This window comes from Ectothiorhodospira sp. 9100 (assembly GCF_022227565.1).
Taxonomy (GTDB): Bacteria; Pseudomonadota; Gammaproteobacteria; order Ectothiorhodospirales; family Ectothiorhodospiraceae; genus Ectothiorhodospira; species Ectothiorhodospira marina.
On sequence record NZ_JAJNAN010000002.1, the window covers coordinates 73773 to 89208 of the forward strand.

14 protein-coding genes and 1 pseudogene are annotated in these 15436 nt (G+C 54.8%); 6 read left to right on the plus strand and 9 right to left on the minus strand.

The genetic code is table 11. From position 1 onward, the window contains the following. Window positions 1–13: 13 nt before the first annotated feature. The 6 genes from LPW29_RS01235 (at window position 14) to LPW29_RS01260 (ending at window position 8689) form a co-directional block, all read left to right on the plus strand. Window positions 14–694 carry a TnsA endonuclease N-terminal domain-containing protein gene (locus LPW29_RS01235; RefSeq protein ID WP_238626485.1) on the plus strand — a complete coding sequence of 227 codons (681 nt, stop codon included), beginning with the start codon at window positions 14–16 and terminating at the stop codon, window positions 692–694. Then, window positions 694–2628: a Mu transposase C-terminal domain-containing protein gene (locus LPW29_RS01240; RefSeq protein WP_238626486.1), complete on the plus strand. Its 1935-nt coding sequence runs from the start codon at window positions 694–696 to the stop codon at window positions 2626–2628. Before LPW29_RS01235 ends, LPW29_RS01240 begins: the two co-directional genes overlap by 1 nt. Then, window positions 2625–3515: a TniB family NTP-binding protein gene (locus LPW29_RS01245; protein WP_238626487.1), complete on the plus strand. Its 891-nt coding sequence runs from the start codon at window positions 2625–2627 to the stop codon at window positions 3513–3515. The genes LPW29_RS01240 and LPW29_RS01245 overlap by 4 nt, the downstream gene beginning before the upstream one ends. After that, window positions 3512–4579: a TniQ family protein gene (locus LPW29_RS01250; protein WP_238626488.1), complete on the plus strand. Its 1068-nt coding sequence runs from the start codon at window positions 3512–3514 to the stop codon at window positions 4577–4579. The genes LPW29_RS01245 and LPW29_RS01250 overlap by 4 nt, the downstream gene beginning before the upstream one ends. A 506-nt stretch (window positions 4580–5085) precedes the next feature. Further along, entirely contained in the window at window positions 5086–6177 is a 1092-nt protein-coding gene (locus LPW29_RS01255) for a hypothetical protein (RefSeq protein WP_238626489.1), read from the plus strand. Between the two features lie 985 nt (window positions 6178–7162). Further along, on the plus strand, window positions 7163–8689 hold the full coding sequence (locus LPW29_RS01260; protein ID WP_238626490.1) for a hypothetical protein: 1527 nt from the start codon (window positions 7163–7165) through the stop codon (window positions 8687–8689). Between the two features lie 40 nt (window positions 8690–8729). Here LPW29_RS01260 and LPW29_RS01265 read toward each other — a convergent pair. The 9 genes and pseudogenes from LPW29_RS01265 to LPW29_RS01300 form a co-directional block, all read right to left on the minus strand. Further along, window positions 8730–9125, minus strand: a pseudogene (locus tag LPW29_RS01265) (transposase); the annotation flags it as partial. A gap of 52 nt (window positions 9126–9177) precedes the next feature. Then, entirely contained in the window at window positions 9178–10446 is a 1269-nt protein-coding gene (locus LPW29_RS01270) for an McrC family protein (RefSeq protein ID WP_238626491.1), read from the minus strand. Between the two features lie 20 nt (window positions 10447–10466). Beyond that, window positions 10467–12077: an McrB family protein gene (locus LPW29_RS15595; protein ID WP_238626492.1), complete on the minus strand. Its 1611-nt coding sequence runs from the start codon at window positions 12075–12077 to the stop codon at window positions 10467–10469. A gap of 3 nt (window positions 12078–12080) precedes the next feature. After that, complete coding sequence (locus LPW29_RS01280; protein ID WP_238626493.1) at window positions 12081–13109, minus strand: DNA-methyltransferase; 1029 nt, start codon at window positions 13107–13109, stop codon at window positions 12081–12083. A 192-nt stretch (window positions 13110–13301) separates the two neighbouring features. Beyond that, on the minus strand, window positions 13302–13469 hold the full coding sequence (locus LPW29_RS01285; protein WP_238626494.1) for a hypothetical protein: 168 nt from the start codon (window positions 13467–13469) through the stop codon (window positions 13302–13304). A gap of 184 nt (window positions 13470–13653) precedes the next feature. Continuing rightward, a complete protein-coding gene (locus LPW29_RS15715; protein WP_443112346.1) occupies window positions 13654–14136 on the minus strand; it encodes a helicase-related protein in 483 nt (160 codons plus the stop codon). Window positions 14137–14157: 21 nt separating this feature from the next. Continuing rightward, window positions 14158–14313, minus strand: a complete 156-nt coding sequence (locus tag LPW29_RS15720; protein ID WP_443112347.1) for a hypothetical protein — start codon at window positions 14311–14313, stop codon at window positions 14158–14160. Between the two features lie 134 nt (window positions 14314–14447). Beyond that, window positions 14448–14645: a carbon storage regulator gene (locus LPW29_RS01295; RefSeq protein ID WP_238626495.1), complete on the minus strand. Its 198-nt coding sequence runs from the start codon at window positions 14643–14645 to the stop codon at window positions 14448–14450. Window positions 14646–14736: 91 nt separating this feature from the next. Next, window positions 14737–15396, minus strand: a complete 660-nt coding sequence (locus LPW29_RS01300; protein ID WP_238626496.1) for a DUF4145 domain-containing protein — start codon at window positions 15394–15396, stop codon at window positions 14737–14739. Window positions 15397–15436 lie beyond the last annotated feature (40 nt).

Sequence of the window (15436 nt, forward strand, 5' to 3'; positions counted from 1 at the left end):
GGACTGGATTGATATGGAACAAGAAATTAACGGACTGACTTCAAGGCGCCCTGTGCGATCCATCGGCACGAGCCGCCGAAGCGTTACTGGGCGGGTCGCCTTTGGCGGTAAATCGATCCCCTTCGAGTCCTCGCTGGAGCGGGATTTCCTGGTCTTGCTCGATTTCGATCTGGCGGTGGAGGATGTTCTGGAACAGCCGTGCCGCATTACGTTCACGGATGCGAACGGTCGGGAACGCCACTACACGCCCGACTTCCTCGTGGAGTACGGGGACGGCGAACGCGTGATCTTTGAGGTGAAGTACCGTGCCAACCTGAAGGACGACTGGACCTCACTGAAGCCGCGCTTTCGGGCCGCTATACGGTACGCCAAGCAGAATGGCATGCGCTTCACGATCGCGACGGAGGTCGAAATCAGAGGCGGGGCCTATCTGGCCAACGCCAGGTTTCTGCGACCATATCGGGACTATAAGTGGACACCGGCCATCGACGAACACCTGCTTAAGACGCTCGTTACCCTTGGTGAAACCACGCCGGAATCGTTGTTGGCGGCGGCCTACTGGACCCTGGAGAACAGGATCAAGGCCGTCTCGAGCCTTTGGCGCTTGGTCGCGACCCGAAGGATCCATGCGGATCTTTACGAACCCCTCACGATGGCAACGCCCATCTGGACAACGCTGGAGGATGGCCTCTGATGAGCGAGCCAGCATTCCTTTCGATGAAACCCGGGTCATTCGTGATCTCCGAGGGCAAGCGCTTCAAGATCACGCATATGCTCGGTGTAGACAGTGTTCTTGCCAAGAATCTGGAAACCAACGCGGTTGAGCGGCTTCGGGTCGATCTAATCAGGCCCTTCAAGGAAGAGGATCTGCCTGATGGCGTCGTGGCTGCTGGGCGCGATATCGAAGACATTTGCGATGAGGATTGGAAGGAAGCTCAGCGCCGGTTCGCGGTGATCAAGCCACTACTTGATGATCCTGGGCGAACACGGGAAAAGGTCCGACTGGCGGCAGAGGTCGAGGGCGTGGCTACCGGAACGCTCTACGACTGGATCCGCGCCTACAACGAGTCGGGACAACTTTCTGCGCTTGTTCCTCAGAAGCGTGGCCGCAAGCCAGGGCAGACGGGGTTGGATTCGGACATCGAGGAGATCATTGAGGCTGCAATTCAGGAGATCTATCTGAGCAAGCAACGGCAGAAGCCTCAGGACGTGGTGGACCATGTTGCCCTTCTGTGCCGCAACGCTGGCATCAAGCCTCCACACGCCAATACCGTGCGGAATCGCCTGAAGAGGCTGCGCCCAACGCGGGTCCTAAGGGCCCGAGGCATGGGAGACAAGGCGCGGAACCTGTTCACGCCAATCAGGGGGAATTTCCCCGGCGCGGAGTTTCCGCTCGCGGTTGTCCAGATCGATCATACCGAAGCCGACATCATTGTGGTTGAGGAGGGCACCCGCCAGCCCATGGGGCGCCCTACGATCACGTTGGCGATTGATGTCTACAGCCGGATGGTTACCGGCTGTTATGTGTCCATGGAAAAGCCCAGCGCGGTGGCGGCCGGTATGTGTTTGGCCCGGTCCATGATGCCCAAGAATGAGTACCTTGCCGACCTGGAAGTGCCGGGCGACTGGCCGGTGTGGGGCAAGATCGGCACGGTTCATTGCGACAACGCCAAGGAATTCCGTGGCGCCATGCTCTCCAACGCCTGCGAGCAGTACGGAATAGATCTGCAGATGAGACCGGTGAAGGTGCCGCACTATGGTGGCCATATTGAGCGATTGATGGGCACCAGTGCGGGGGAATTTCGCAAGCTTCCGGGCGCAACCTTTTCTTGCCCAAAGGAGCGCAAGGGGTATGACTCCGAAAAGGAGTCCGCGCTGACCCTGAGGGAGTTCGAGCAGCGTTTGGTCGATTTTATCGTCAATGTCTACCACCAGCGGGTGCATGCCGACTTGAATGTGCCGCCCCGGCGGCAGTGGGAAATCGGCTTGCTGGGGGATACGTCCCAACCCGGAAAGGGCATACCGGAGGTTCCGAGTGACCCTCGGCGGTTGAGACTGGACTTCCTTCCGTTCGTCGAGCGCACGGTTCAGCCCTACGGCATCGTGGTTGACGAGATCTTTTACTACCACGAGGTCCTCACCCCCTGGATTAATGCCCGTGAACCGAAGCGTTCCAAGGAGAAGCGGAAGTTCATTGTCCGGCGTGATCCGCGTGACATTAGCGTGGTCTACTTCTTCGACCCAGAGGCGCACCAATACTACGAGATCCCTTACCGAAATACCGCACACCCTCCGATCAGTGTGTGGGAGCTGAGAGCGGCTCAGCAGAGGTTAAAGGAAGAAGGGCGGGCGCATGTAGACGAGGACACGATATTCGAGGCCATAAGCCGAATGCGCGAAAGGGTCGAGGAAGCTGTGACCAAAACGAAGGCGGCTCGCCGGCAGCAGCATCGGATCAAAACCACCCAGAAAAGTGCGCAGGCCCGCCAAAAAACTGCGGATACCTCCGCGCCGGCGGAGGAACCCCTGCCCGCCGGGGGCAATGCGCCGACAGCCGCTCCCGCGGACGCGGATGACATCTTCTCGATGCCAATTCAACCCTTTGATGACCTTGCGGTGAAGCAATGAGCGATTTGGATCACCTGGAACCGTCTATCCGCGGCGCCATGTCCCTCCCCACGGAAGAACGCATTGCTTTCGCGCAGCAGGACCGTTGGATTGGCTACACGAAGGCCCAGGAGGCGCTACGTACCCTCTCGGATCTCCTCGCGCACCCACGCACACTGCGGATGCCGAACCTCTTGCTGGTGGGTGAGAGCGGGAACGGTAAAACCACGATCATCGACAAGTTCCGGGAACTTCACCCGGTGGTATCCCAGCCAGGCGGGGAGCCGTTGGTACCGGTGGTGACCATGGGGATGCCTTCGGAGCCCGTCGAGGCGCGATTCTGGACTGAACTTCTGCTGGCTCTGAAAATCGCCCACCGGGACTCGGATCCTGTGCAGCGCAAGAAGAACCAAGCGCACTCGATTCTCACGTACGTGCAATGTCGCATGCTGGTGATCGATGAGATCCACAACCTCCTCTACGGACATGCACGCCAGCAGCGCCATTTCCTTGGGGTGATGAAGAACCTGAGTAACGATCTCAAACTCCCGATCGTCGCAGTCGGCACCCGGGATGCGATCCGAGCACTGCATACGGACACGCAGCTATCCAGTCGTTTCGAGCCCTTTGGGTTGCCCCGATGGCAGCTTGATGCCGAGTTTTTGCGCTTGCTCGCGAGCTTCGAGCGCCTTCTGCCACTCGCCAAGCCCTCCAACCTGGCCAGTAGGGAATTGGCGATCAAGTTGCATGGAATGAGTGGGGGCACGATTGGAGGGCTTGCCAGGATCCTGAAACGGGCGACAGTCCAGGCCATCCGCGACCGCAGCGAGCAGATCACACTGAAGACGCTTGATCAGCTTGATTGGGTCAAGCTGTCTGATTATGGCAAGCAAGCGCAGACCCTATGATCGGTGACACGTGGCCTTACTGTGTACCGCTGCAGGAAGATGAACTGCTTTCCTCCTTCCTGATTCGCAATGCGCGGGCGCACGGCACCACACCGTATTGTTTCATGAGCTACTACTGGCCAGGCCGCCACTTCTGGGACCGGGATACTGACCGGGCGGCGGATGCAGATTGGCTTAAGGAGTTGGGAGTCCTGGCCGGGGTTCCGGCGGAGCGATTGGAGGCCAGTACGCTACTGCCCTTTCGCCGTGTCTTGGGAAGCACGCTGCGCAGTGGTGACACGCCGCTGCTTCTGGCGGTGAGTCTCTTTCACCGGACGCGCCGTCGCCATGGACTCCAGTTCTGCCCGGCATGCTTTGCGGAGGGGCGACAGTGGTTCCGTAGGATTTGGCGGTTAGGGTTTGTCTTTGTCTGCCCCGAACATCAGATCACGCTCCTGGACGCCTGTCCCGCGTGTGGGGCCCCCGTGGTGCCGCATCGCTCGTTGTCGTTGGACCAAGGGCGCTGCCATCAATGTGGAGCATTCTTGGCTGGCGGAATCGCTCGGCAGCAGCCGATCACAGGTGTCCTAGAATGGCAGAAAATACTGCTGGATACCTTGATGGGTGTATCCGACACGGGGCCCTTCGAGCGTCTTGAGACATTCACATCGGTGCGAGCCCTGCTGTCCGTCCTCACCGCCCGTTGTGTGCTCACCGCAATTCGGGACGCATTCCATCTTTCTCCGGCTACTCTGACGGCCGAAAGGCTTCAGTTCGAGCATGTGCGGACGGCCGATCGCGCAGTCCTGATGGAAACCCTGGCCGCATGGCTTTCCGACTGGCCATCCTCATTCCGGATTGGCGCCAATGCTGCCCATCTGACCCAGCGCACATTTCACCGCCTAAACCAATCGTCCTCAAGGCTGCGGCAGGAAGTCGAGCGTCTTCCTGTGGGGGGAAAGCGTGACAGGCGCTATGTGGTGAAGGTTCTTGATGCAGAACTGGTGCGTCTCGCTCGTGTGGACAAGAAAGCCTATCGGGCTCTGCGCGCACGACGGCTTCAAGCGTTGTCAGGGCTTTCATGAAAAATATCTTCAACCAGAAGAACATACGGCGTTGCGATGAGTGCGGCAGGGAAATGGTTCGTGCTTCTCGAATTGAGAACGGCTACACATACTGTGCAACTTGCTACAACAGGGTGTTCAAGCGAGTGCCCTGTTCGTTATGCGGTGCGCCGGCTCGGGCCCGTGAGCATGGCGGGGAACCTGTATGTCCCTCATGTCGAAGGAAAAACCGGTCGTGTTCGCGGTGTGGAAAATCGATTGGTGATAAGGTCGGACGTATCGTCGGGGGAAAGGCGATATGCGCGGCCTGCGCCTATTATTTCACCGAACCGAAACCCTGTACCAACTGTGGGCAGTTATCCCGTCGTCTGAGCCGGGCGCCGGCCCTGGGGTTCGACGAACCGGTATGTGACCGGTGCCGGACTCAGCATATGGAGACGTGTAGTGTCTGCCATCGTTACCGCAAAGTGGAAAGCCGCGACGAAACAGGCCGCCCGGTATGTGGACACTGCGCTGGGGAGGAGCCCGTGCAGCATTCCTGCCCAGAGTGCGGCGCTGATGTGCCAGGCGGCGGATCCTCACGATGTGAAGCCTGCGCCCTGAAAGACAGGATTCGTCGACGTGTAAGGCTTAACGCCGAGCTACTAGAGCAGCCCTGGGTGCGTTCGTTATTTGGGGGCTTTTGTGCGTGGCAGGGGCTTCCCAAGAAAGCAGGCAATATGACTGCCAGGATCGACCGATATGCCGTATTCTTTGCTGACATTGATCGTCACTGTATGGTGCCTGCTGAGATCACCCAGGGCCGCTTGTTCGAGATCTTCGGGGCAGAACGACTCCGGCGGGGATTTCTCATCGTTTCGTTCCTCTGTGAGCGTTTGGATATCGAGTGGGACATGGTCGCTCTTGAAGATATGATCGAGGCAAAGAGAATGCGTCTGCAGGCCCAAGCATGGCGAGATCGGCCTTGGGCCCTGGGTCTGCAACGTTTTGTTGAAGAACTCGAGCAGCGTAAAGGCCCGGTGCTCAAGCGAAAGACGATCAGGATGTATCAGGCGGCTGCCGGTGGTTTTCTCGAAAAAGCCGGTGTTAATTCACCCGAAGAGCTGACGCAGGCAGATCTGCACCAATATCTGAAACGGTATCCAGGGCAAGCCGCGAACGTGAGCATTTTCGTTCGGCATTTGAACGCGACTCTAGGTATTGAGCTCGAGGTGAAATATAAGCCTCAGACATCGCTGATGAGCAAGGGCCGCAAACTCGTTGATCGTGTCCAGGCGATAGCTAAACAGCTTGACGAAGAGGGTGATGAGAGTCGGTGCAAGGTGTTGCTGGTGGGGTTGTTGGCCGACCTTTTTCGGATCCCGGTCAAGGAGGTTCTGTTTCTGAAAATCGATGATGTTGTCGAGGATTCGTCTGGGTTCCTCCTTTGGCCAGAAAGCCATGGGCTCCGTATTGAGGGGTGTCTTGCAGAACATTTTAGGCGCTGTGTCTTCACTCACTCAGAAGGCGAGATGGGGTTCCTGTTCAAGGGAAGGAATAGAAGGCAGCCTTTGTCTTATGACACGGTAAGGTATCATTTGAGGGCGTCCAGTAAAGAGATTCCTGATGCGTCACAGTAAATTAATGCAGGGATGGTCAGGCGGCAGGTTATATATCCTTAGTTTGCAACTGTTCAGAATCCATGCTCAAAGCCTGCCAATTTTCCACCGATAGGCCATGCTGCCCTATATGAATATGCAGCGCCCTACTCATGCGTAACCCGATGGCAGGAGCCAAGAGTAGATTGGTTGAAATAGGCGTCCTTGGCGGCGCAAAGACGCCACTATCGCAGGCTGTACCCGTTATCGGCGCGGGGGAGCAGCGCGGGTCCGAAGAGGCGGTCGGACGGGCCGATAATCCCAATCTAGAAATGGGTTGGCCATCTTTGGCCTACATGTTGTGCTGAAATGGCTTGGCAAGACCGATATGTAGTGCCTAGTGCCTGGATTGCCTGCTGATCGCATCGCGAAGTTGACTACTCCGCAGAGTCACGTAGAATGATCGCCGAATAGCCGCAGTCGGCGGATAGCTTTTGATTAAACGAACAGGCGCCAAAGTGACTGTTCGTTTTTTTTTGATGGGTATACTGAGGTGACGTGCAAGCTTAAGTGGTAGCAATTGTCAGGTTGTTGCGTCGCGGTCCCGGTCCGTAAATGCCGGGTGTGGTTGCTTCATAACAGCGAAGTTTCGTCTGGAGGGGGCTGAATGTCTATGGGATCAACGGATTTGATTGTCCTAGTGGTTTCGATGGTTTTGTTTGGGGTTGGTGTAGGTCTGACTGTATATTGGGTGGCTCAAGCAATACAAGATGTTGTGTGGCGCCGGAAAATGAGCCGTCGAGAGCAAGAGCTTAACGAGTCAGGCATAACGCCGCATGGATCATCGCTCTCGCATGGTATGTATTATGATCGTAGTACTGGAATAACTTACGCCGATCAAAAGGAATCTCTTGTCTGGTATAAGCGCCTCATGCATTGAATGTTGTGAGGTTCGCGCGTAGGTGTCGGGCTCTGTGTGCTATTCGGAAGCGCCGATTAGGATTAGTATTTCTTCTAGGGATGTGCCATGGCCGTGCTCTACACGCATATAGGATGGATCCCGTGTGTGACGGGGCACCTGAACTTCTCCCTGATTAGGCCCGGCATTGTTGGCGGGTTCACTAATAAAAGAGTAAATCGGAAAGATTCTTCGCTTGTTTGCTATTCTGTTGCCGAAGGGGGCGGGTCCCTGAAGCTTAAGGCTATGATGCAATCAGAGGTGGACTGGAAAGACTCTTTGCACCTGAATATTGACGCATCTGGCCATTACCGTGTTTTCTTGCTAGCACAGACAACTGACCTGAATAATCTAGACGGTTCATGTTTGTCCGGCAAAATCTTCATTTACCCCAATGACCTTGTAGTAAAGTCCTTTGAAGACTCAGGACATGTTTTTGAGGCAATACATCATGCCAAAAAGCGCATCGATGAGGCTTTGACTCTAAGGTGTGAACGGCAATGTAAAGGGCAATATCTATCGCCTAAGTCGTTGTTGAGCCGTTTCCTAAATAAGTGTTTCTCACCGTATCTCAGCTGCGCTTGCTCGTCGCCCTTGATTTTGTCATTGGATTCAGGAGACATCCAATTAAGGGAAGAGCTAGACCAACACTACGCGGACATAACTAAAGGCTTAACTGAGGCTTTACAGGATAATGGTCGCCTAGGGCTGTACGGTGTTTCTTTTTTTGTTAAGCATAACGGGCTGGCATATTTTACCTTTGATGGATGCTGTCGCCCCAGTGACGAAGAGCGGTCCACAATTCTTCGGCAAGCCTATTATTATTTGAAGTACTCAATCCACTCACACGCGCATCACGACTGTGACGCTGACTCCCTGACCCAACTCGTCAAGCTCGGCGGTGATGGTGAAGAAGACCTCGAAAGAGCATCCCTTGAGATGGTCGGTCAATTGAAAAGGGAGCTTACATTCGTTAAGCGAAATACCTATGAGAATTTTTCATATGAGCCAGTAGATGCCTGTGGCGTTTTGGCGTATATGGGGTCACTATGCGTTACGCTGCGCGATGAGGGCATGATAACGCGAAGCACTTACGAAAGAGAGGGCCAGTACCTTCATCAGGTGGAAGAATCTTTTCGAGCTCAACTGAAGCGCCATGAGCTGAAGAAGGCGGAAAAGGAGTCTGTGACTTCGACATATAGGACAAAGCTGACTTGGTTTCTGTCAGCTGTGTCTCTTCTGGCGATACTGTTCGCTTCGATATACTTGCGGGATGCTGGGGGGGATGTTGTCTTGCAGAACCCCGTGTCTGCTCCCTATTTTATTCTTTGCTTTAGTATCTTCGCAGTAGTGGTCTTTTCGGTACATGGAGCTCTGCTCCGCAGAAGCTTGCAGCGGCTACAGAATGAAAGAAAGACCAAGGAGTGGGTGGAGCGTGAATATAAGCAGCCGTTTGCTCAGCGTGTGAAGAGGAAGGTTGCTCCCACCCTCATTAAAGTGCTGGTGATTATGGTCATATTTGGTTTGGCTGTTGTGTTGTATTTTGTTAGCGGCGCCTCTGGACCTGAAGTGGACCCCATCCACTGGACCACCTGACAGGGGGGTTAAGCTCTAACCGGGTTGTAGCTCTTAGGCGTCAGGCCGCCCGAGTCAGAGGTTGGTTGAAGTAAACCTCATCCGGTGTTGCATCGTCCAACCCCTGATGGGGCCGCTCGGCGTTGTACCAAGTGAAGTACTGCTTCAGATCCTGGCGTAAGTGGACTCCATTATCAAAGGCTTTCAGGTAGACGCACTCGTACTTCACGCTGCGCCAGAGCCGCTCCACAAAGATGTTGTCCTGGTAACATCCCTTGCCGTCCATGCTGATCTGGATTTTGTGGTCTTTCAGCACCTGGGTGAACACCTTGCTGGTGAACTGGCAGCCTTGGTCCGTGTTGAATATCTCGGGTCGCCCATGGCGTGCCAGAGCCTCCTCAAGGGCATCAATGCAGAAGTCGGTGTCCAGGGTGTTCGACACACGCCAGCCCCTGACTTCCTAGCCTTCGGGCACAGGCACTAAGTTATTATCGGTCAACGAAATCTTATTATGTTGGCACTGTATCTTCCGAAGGCAATAATGCCGAAACATCCTTTATCATCTGCGCTTGTGCGGCGTTTATATCACCACGGATATCGACGCGATAGTGATAGAACTGCGCGCCCGTCGCCAAGCGTCCGATCCGCACCAACCTCTGGCTTTCACCTTCGTTCGCGGGAGAAAACAGGATGCCGAACGGCGCTTTGGCCGCCGTGACGTGGCTAATGATCTGGTAACGGTCGACTTCCTTGATCTTGGGTTTGTACTTCACTTCGCCGAGGCCGATCACATTCTTCTTTCCGCGCCTAAAGATAAGGTCGGGCTTCGTCGGATAGGTCTTATTGTCCTCGAAGAGCCTGCCCTGGTGTTTGTTGCCATCAAGCACCGCGATCTTTTGCTCGCGCAGCGCGTCGATGAAGGTCTGGCGAATGAAGCGCTCGAAAATGTCTTCGAGATCAAAGAGGAACGACGGAAGCTCTTTCCCGCTTGGCTCGAAGGTGAAGGCGATGCCGCCGCCTGTCAGCAAGAGCTGATAAACACGAATAAGACCCTCGTAGTTGCTTCGCAGCCTGAGCGAGACGGTTTCATCGAGGAAGAAGTCCTGCGCAGTTGGCTCGCGCTCATTGACTCGGCGGAGCGTATCAAGAGCTATCTGAGTGAGGAGGCGTTCTTCGTCCCAGGCTTTCGTGGGCGGGATGATCCGCGCAAAGCGCAAACATGCCGCTTTGACAATCTGGTTCACGGGGCTGTCGAGCCCAAATTCAAAGACGCTCGAAGCGGTGTCGATGGGATTCCCTCGCGAGAGATAACAGCTGATCGTTTGGCCGAACTCGACACGCGGCTTGTAAAAGCCGTGTACTGTGCGCGGGTAGTAGCTGCGCTCAAAGCCTGCTGAGAGCGCGTCACGCAGGTAGTGGCAGAAGCTGCGCGCGAGAAGCAGGATCGGGGCAGGTTTGTCGGTCGTCTGGTAGCGCCTGATCGTCGGTAGAATGCGGTCATATGTTTCCCCGCCGATCTCCAGCATGTTCCAGAGGTTCTCAATTGAGAACTTGGGGACGATATTTAGCGTGATGGAGCTGGTAAGCGGCAGATAGCCGATCAGTCCGAGAGCTACGAGGTTGACGCCATCGGCAACCTCCTTGAATTCAAGCGCCTTGAGATCGCGGGTTTCGGGAAGAATGAGCGAGTGTCCATGACGATCAACAAGCTCACTGCGGGGAAAATACTGCTTGCCGCGTTCTTCAACTTCGATAATGCGAGTTTCAGAAAGTGGCATGGTTCCTGCCTCATGTGGCGTTAAGCAGGCGCATCGCCATCGGCAGCGCCGCCATCATCGCCCGCTGCTTCCGCTGCTTCATCTATTTCAAGGAGCTCATCCACGTTTTCTTTGATGCCATTGAACCTCTGGCGATCATGGAACAGTGTGCGCTGCAAACCGAGCTTCACACGTCCTTCCCATACATCAGCAAGATCTTCGATGGTTCGGACATGCAAGAAATTGGTATGGCCGAACCCTGCGGGGAACGACTCATTGAGGATATCGAAAAGGCGCAAGACACGCTTAAGCACCCGCTCTTCAACGCCCTTATCCTTGAGATACTTTTGCAGAAACGGCTTGTCGGGCTCCATCGTGATAACAATGAAGCGGCGCAAGAGCGCATCATCAAGGTCAGTGACGGAGCGGTCGAACGGGTTCGCGGTCGCCAGAACAATCAGGTTTCGGGGGAGCTTGGTCTTGGTGCCGGAGATTGCGAGCGTAAATTCCTTCTCTCGGTAGTCGAGTTCGAGATACGTGAGAAGCTCGCCGAAAATGCGCGCAACATCACCTCGGTTCAGCTCGTCAATGACAAGCACATAATTGTTGTCGACATCTTTCTTTGCCTGCTCTGCGAAGTTCAGGAAGTGGCGCGGATCGAGCTTGTAGGTAACGCCTTGGGCTTCGCCATCTTTGCCTTTAGCTTCAACGGGTCGGAAACCTTCAACAAAATCGTCGTAGCCGAAGGCAGGATGAAACTGGAGGAAGAGTACACGGCTCTCATCGCCGCCTGTCAGGTAGTCAGAAATGTCGTGCGCGTACTTCGTCTTTCCCGTTCCAGGCGGTCCTGCAAGAAGGAAGGAATGACTTGTCTTTTTGCTTATAGCGTTAAGGATGACTGACAAGACCGCATCGTCTGCGCTCATTAGTTCCTTCTTGGCGGAGTCGTGTTCAGGTTCTTCTGGTGTGGGGGGCGCAGCGAGATAAGCCGCAAGGCGCGGTGCCAGTTCATTGATGAAGTCATCATTGGCAGGGCGGACATTTAGTGTGACAGGCCATGGGCGATCAGGCGTCAGTTTAAACCTGCCCTTATACGGGGGCTGGAAATCCTGAAGTCCGAGCTCGTTTTGCAATAGGTGATCGTAGAGGGCTTGCCAACTCGCGACCTCGTCCGGAAAGCCATTGAAGGCGAAAAGCCAGACCATAAGGTCTTCAAACTCGAACGTATCGGGAATTTCGCTCTCGAAGGCGGGCTGGAAGTCAGCGGTGAGGCGGACGGTGGTTTTCTCACCTTCGATGTAGCCCCGCATCCGCATGTCGCGGTAGCCACGACTTGAAAAGAGGTTGCCCCACATCTTTGTGTCTTGGCGGATCATATAGTCGCCGGCTAAATCACCCCGATCCCACTTGATCCCTTTGAGACGTGGGCGCAGAAGGTTGTTGCCTGTCTTGAACGGCTCGATTCCGACAAGGCTTGCGCTGAAATATCGATCAAGAAAAGTATCGGTGCCGAGGTTCTTTGACATATCGACGAGTGCGCCCGTGCCAACGTCATTGGCGGCGAACACAAAAGAGGGGATCAGCCAATTCGCACTGACCCCTTGGAGAGCTTCAATCGAAGTTTTTATTGTCGGAATATCGAAGTATTGCACGATCTACACTTTTTTTGCTGTCCCTGGCTTGCGGAAATTCTGCCTATTTCCCGTCCACGCTTCCCAAAGCGGAGACGGTTTTTGAAGACGTTTAACCAGATCATCCCAAGACGAGGATTCGTATCCTTCGCTCTCAATAGCACCTTGAACGTAGTCGATATAGTCGTCGCCCATATCGATGCCGACAACATTGCGGTGGTGAACCATCGAAGTCAGAACGGTTGTGCCGCTACCAACGAAGGGGTCGAGAACATGACCGTTCGGCGGGCTGGCGACTTCGACGCAGCGCCGCACAAGCTCGGAAGGGAACGCGGCATTGTGCTTTGCGCGCCGATTGCGTTCGATAGGGATATTCCAAACGTCTTCTTCCACCAGCTTTGAGCGATCAAAGCTGTAAAAGCGCGTCTTCGAAAACATGAAGACGAATTCGTACTGCCGATATGGTCGATCCCGCGCCGTGGGTTCGACAAAGGCGTTGCAGCGATTCCAGATGATTGAGCTACGAAGCGTCCATCCGCGCTGCTGCATTTCGAAGGCAACTTTCCACGGTATGCCGATCATGCTCTTTTTGGGGATATCCCATCCGCTCACGTCAACGGGGCGAACTTTTTTGCGAAGAAAGTTGCGAGAAGAGCATTTCGGGTCGCTGCCGTGCGGCTGACCGTTTCCTGAGTAGTAAGTATCGCCGATATTTAGAAAAAAGACACCTTCGGGGTGAAGCGTCCGTTTCACTTCATCGAAAACGCCCATCAGCGCTTCAACATAGGCCTCGACGGATTTTTCGTGACCAAGCTGGTCATCGTATCCATAGTCGCGCACCCAAAAGTACGGGGGTGAAGTAACGGCGACATTGAAAACGTCACTTGGGAGGGTTTTTAGCATGGTGGCAGAGTCGCCATGCATTAGTCCTGCAAAGTGCTGTCCTGATTTCGATGAATATGCGTACTTTGAAGAAACACCAGACGCAGGAACAGATGAAGGGGTCGGCTTGCTATCGACGGTGATAACGGGTGAAGAACAGGACGAATCCATAGCGTTCTTGTTTCCTTTAATTATGCGCTGATTTGTGCGTTCCGCACTGAACGCGAGAACATAACAAGAACTTGAGACCCAGCGGTTAAGGCTTCATGCAGGTCGTGTGTCTCGGGTGTCACCGGTACTGTCTCCCTGCTTCTTCGTACTTCGCTCTACGGCGGCTAGTCCAAATTGTAGCGCCTACGCCATTCACATGCAACAAACAGTATACCCGTCGATCAGGCTATGACGCCGGGCTTCTCTCAGATCGTATTGGTGCGCCCCCAGGCTACCGAAATACCGAGTGGAATCGTCGTGCTCCACGGCCCCCTTGATGATGGCGTCCACAATGCGGTCGTCAAAATCTGCCATTTCCATTATTCAGTCCTCCTTCCTTTTGCGGCGATCACACCAAAATTGACAGTATCCATAGCCTGCACTCCCTGCTTGGGGTTGACTGGCCTGTGATGTCGCCAGGTTATCAAGACTGACCATAACCGCCGAGCTACCGGCCACATGCTTCAATCCAAAAGGGCCATCCCCGAAGGGCGGGCGTGGTACATCATGTGGCCAACTGCTTCGCCAGTGCCGCTTCGATGCTGTCACCATCCTGGTTGAGCACATCGAGTCCGGTCTCCGGCATATCGCCCGAGGTGGATTGCGACGCCGCGATCTTGCTGGCCATCAAGCTCAGGCACGCGGTCTGGGCCGTCTCGGCGCAGCCCAAGAACACCACTTCAACCGGCTGCGTTTGCCCGGTCCACCAAGACCGGCGAGCCGCCTGCTGCAGGGTGTACACGTTGTAGTCGGTCTGCAAAAAGGCGATGATGGGGAAGTCCAGTAGATTCAGCCCGGTTTTCACAGCCTCCAGGCTGGTCAACAGGACGTCGATCCCTTTCTCCACCTGCTCCAGGATCCAGTCCTCCCGACTGGAGGTGTCCACGGAGGCATTCAGCACACCGACCTTCAGGCCCGCTTGCTGTAAAAGCGCCTTCAATCGCGCTGTGGTGTCACGGGTGCCGGTGTAGACCGTATAGGCCAGCACACGACACCCAAGGGCCTTCTGCTAACGACACAGGTCGATCAGCGCCTGCTCCTTCGGTGATGGCTCATCACCAAACACCGACCCCACATAGGACAGCAGGGCGCGGGTGCGTGGATGCTTGACCACCTCCTCATAAAAGCAGGTGTCCGGCCAGGCCGGCAGGGTGTTGAGTACCACCCCGAGTAGACTGTTATCCCCCGTGCGCAGCGCCTGGTTCAGCCCTGCGGTCAGGATGGATTCCAGAGATTGATAACGGCTCGCTTAAGGCGAGTTGTCATTGGAAAGTTGGTGAGTGACTTCAGTCGTATAGTCTATCCTCCCGGAGCCTTCTCCGTGCCGGTGTATCGCAGCATCTGGATGTTCTCATACAGCTCCTTGCGAAATATCTCCATGTGAGGTGGGGCCGAGATGCCGAGCTTCACCTGTCCACCACTCCTTTTCAAAGGCTCAATCACCACTTCGCCACCAATAGAGACGCGTTCGTTGATCGTGAGGTCGAAGATCACCATATTCAAAGGTACCTTGTGTCAGTGTATTAGTGATAGCCGGAGCAGAATACTAAGCTCCGCCATTACCCAAGTCTTCGATGGTGTCGTGCAGTTAGCTAATCCTCGCCGGAAGTACATAGAAATACTCTATTAGCTCTTCGGCAAGTTCAAGCATTAGTTCAGATACACGCTGGTCAGGTTCTTTTTCTAGATCAAAGTGTGCGCCTAGATTCCCACCTTTTCGGATAGCATCTGCAATGGTAATAATTGGGGCGTCGAGATCTCTCACCGACGGGAGTTTTTCGATCTGCTTGGCGAGAGTGAGCTTCTGGTCCTCTTCATTCAATAAGCTCTTTGTGACACCCTCTAGCAATCTGCGCGTTAGAACTGCGGTTGCATTCCATTCTCCAGAGTTGAAAACGCTGACTGCTGAACTATAGGCACGGCGCAAGGCTTCCCCAATCTCGTCATTATTAAGGATTTCGGGAAGGGGCGTTCTGCCGCCAGGTTCGCGATCAATAAATAGGCGGCCGTGCCCATCCAGTGTCTTGGCTTTTCCTTCAAATCCAACGAGTAGAAATAAAGACGAACTGCCACAGCCGGGACAACGAGATGGCCCAACCCATATTTTATGAGGAGCTGAATGCCATCGTTTAATTTCGAAGGAAACTATGCGCCTGCAATGTGGACACCGAAGGTCAATTGCACTGGGGAAATATGTTGTAGTTTCCTTTCGCCAGTTGGCTACGTTGTCATCGCAAAGTTGGTACATTTGGCAGAGTTAACTCTTTATGTGGCGATGGAAGTGATGC

Coding starts and splice junctions, on each gene's coding strand:
- LPW29_RS01250 (WP_238626488.1), top strand. CDS start 3,512: ATGATCGGTGACACGTGGCCTTACTGTGTACCGCTGCAGGAAGATGAA.
- LPW29_RS01285 (WP_238626494.1), bottom strand. CDS start 13,469: ATGGAAATGGCAGATTTTGACGACCGCATTGTGGACGCCATCATCAAG.
- LPW29_RS01240 (WP_238626486.1), top strand. CDS start 694: ATGAGCGAGCCAGCATTCCTTTCGATGAAACCCGGGTCATTCGTGATC.
- LPW29_RS01260 (WP_238626490.1), top strand. CDS start 7,163: ATGGCCGTGCTCTACACGCATATAGGATGGATCCCGTGTGTGACGGGG.
- LPW29_RS01295 (WP_238626495.1), bottom strand. CDS start 14,645: ATGGTGATCTTCGACCTCACGATCAACGAACGCGTCTCTATTGGTGGC.
- LPW29_RS01280 (WP_238626493.1), bottom strand. CDS start 13,109: ATGGATTCGTCCTGTTCTTCACCCGTTATCACCGTCGATAGCAAGCCG.
- LPW29_RS01235 (WP_238626485.1), top strand. CDS start 14: ATGGAACAAGAAATTAACGGACTGACTTCAAGGCGCCCTGTGCGATCC.
- LPW29_RS01300 (WP_238626496.1), bottom strand. CDS start 15,396: ATGTACCAACTTTGCGATGACAACGTAGCCAACTGGCGAAAGGAAACT.
- LPW29_RS01270 (WP_238626491.1), bottom strand. CDS start 10,446: ATGCCACTTTCTGAAACTCGCATTATCGAAGTTGAAGAACGCGGCAAG.
- LPW29_RS01245 (WP_238626487.1), top strand. CDS start 2,625: ATGAGCGATTTGGATCACCTGGAACCGTCTATCCGCGGCGCCATGTCC.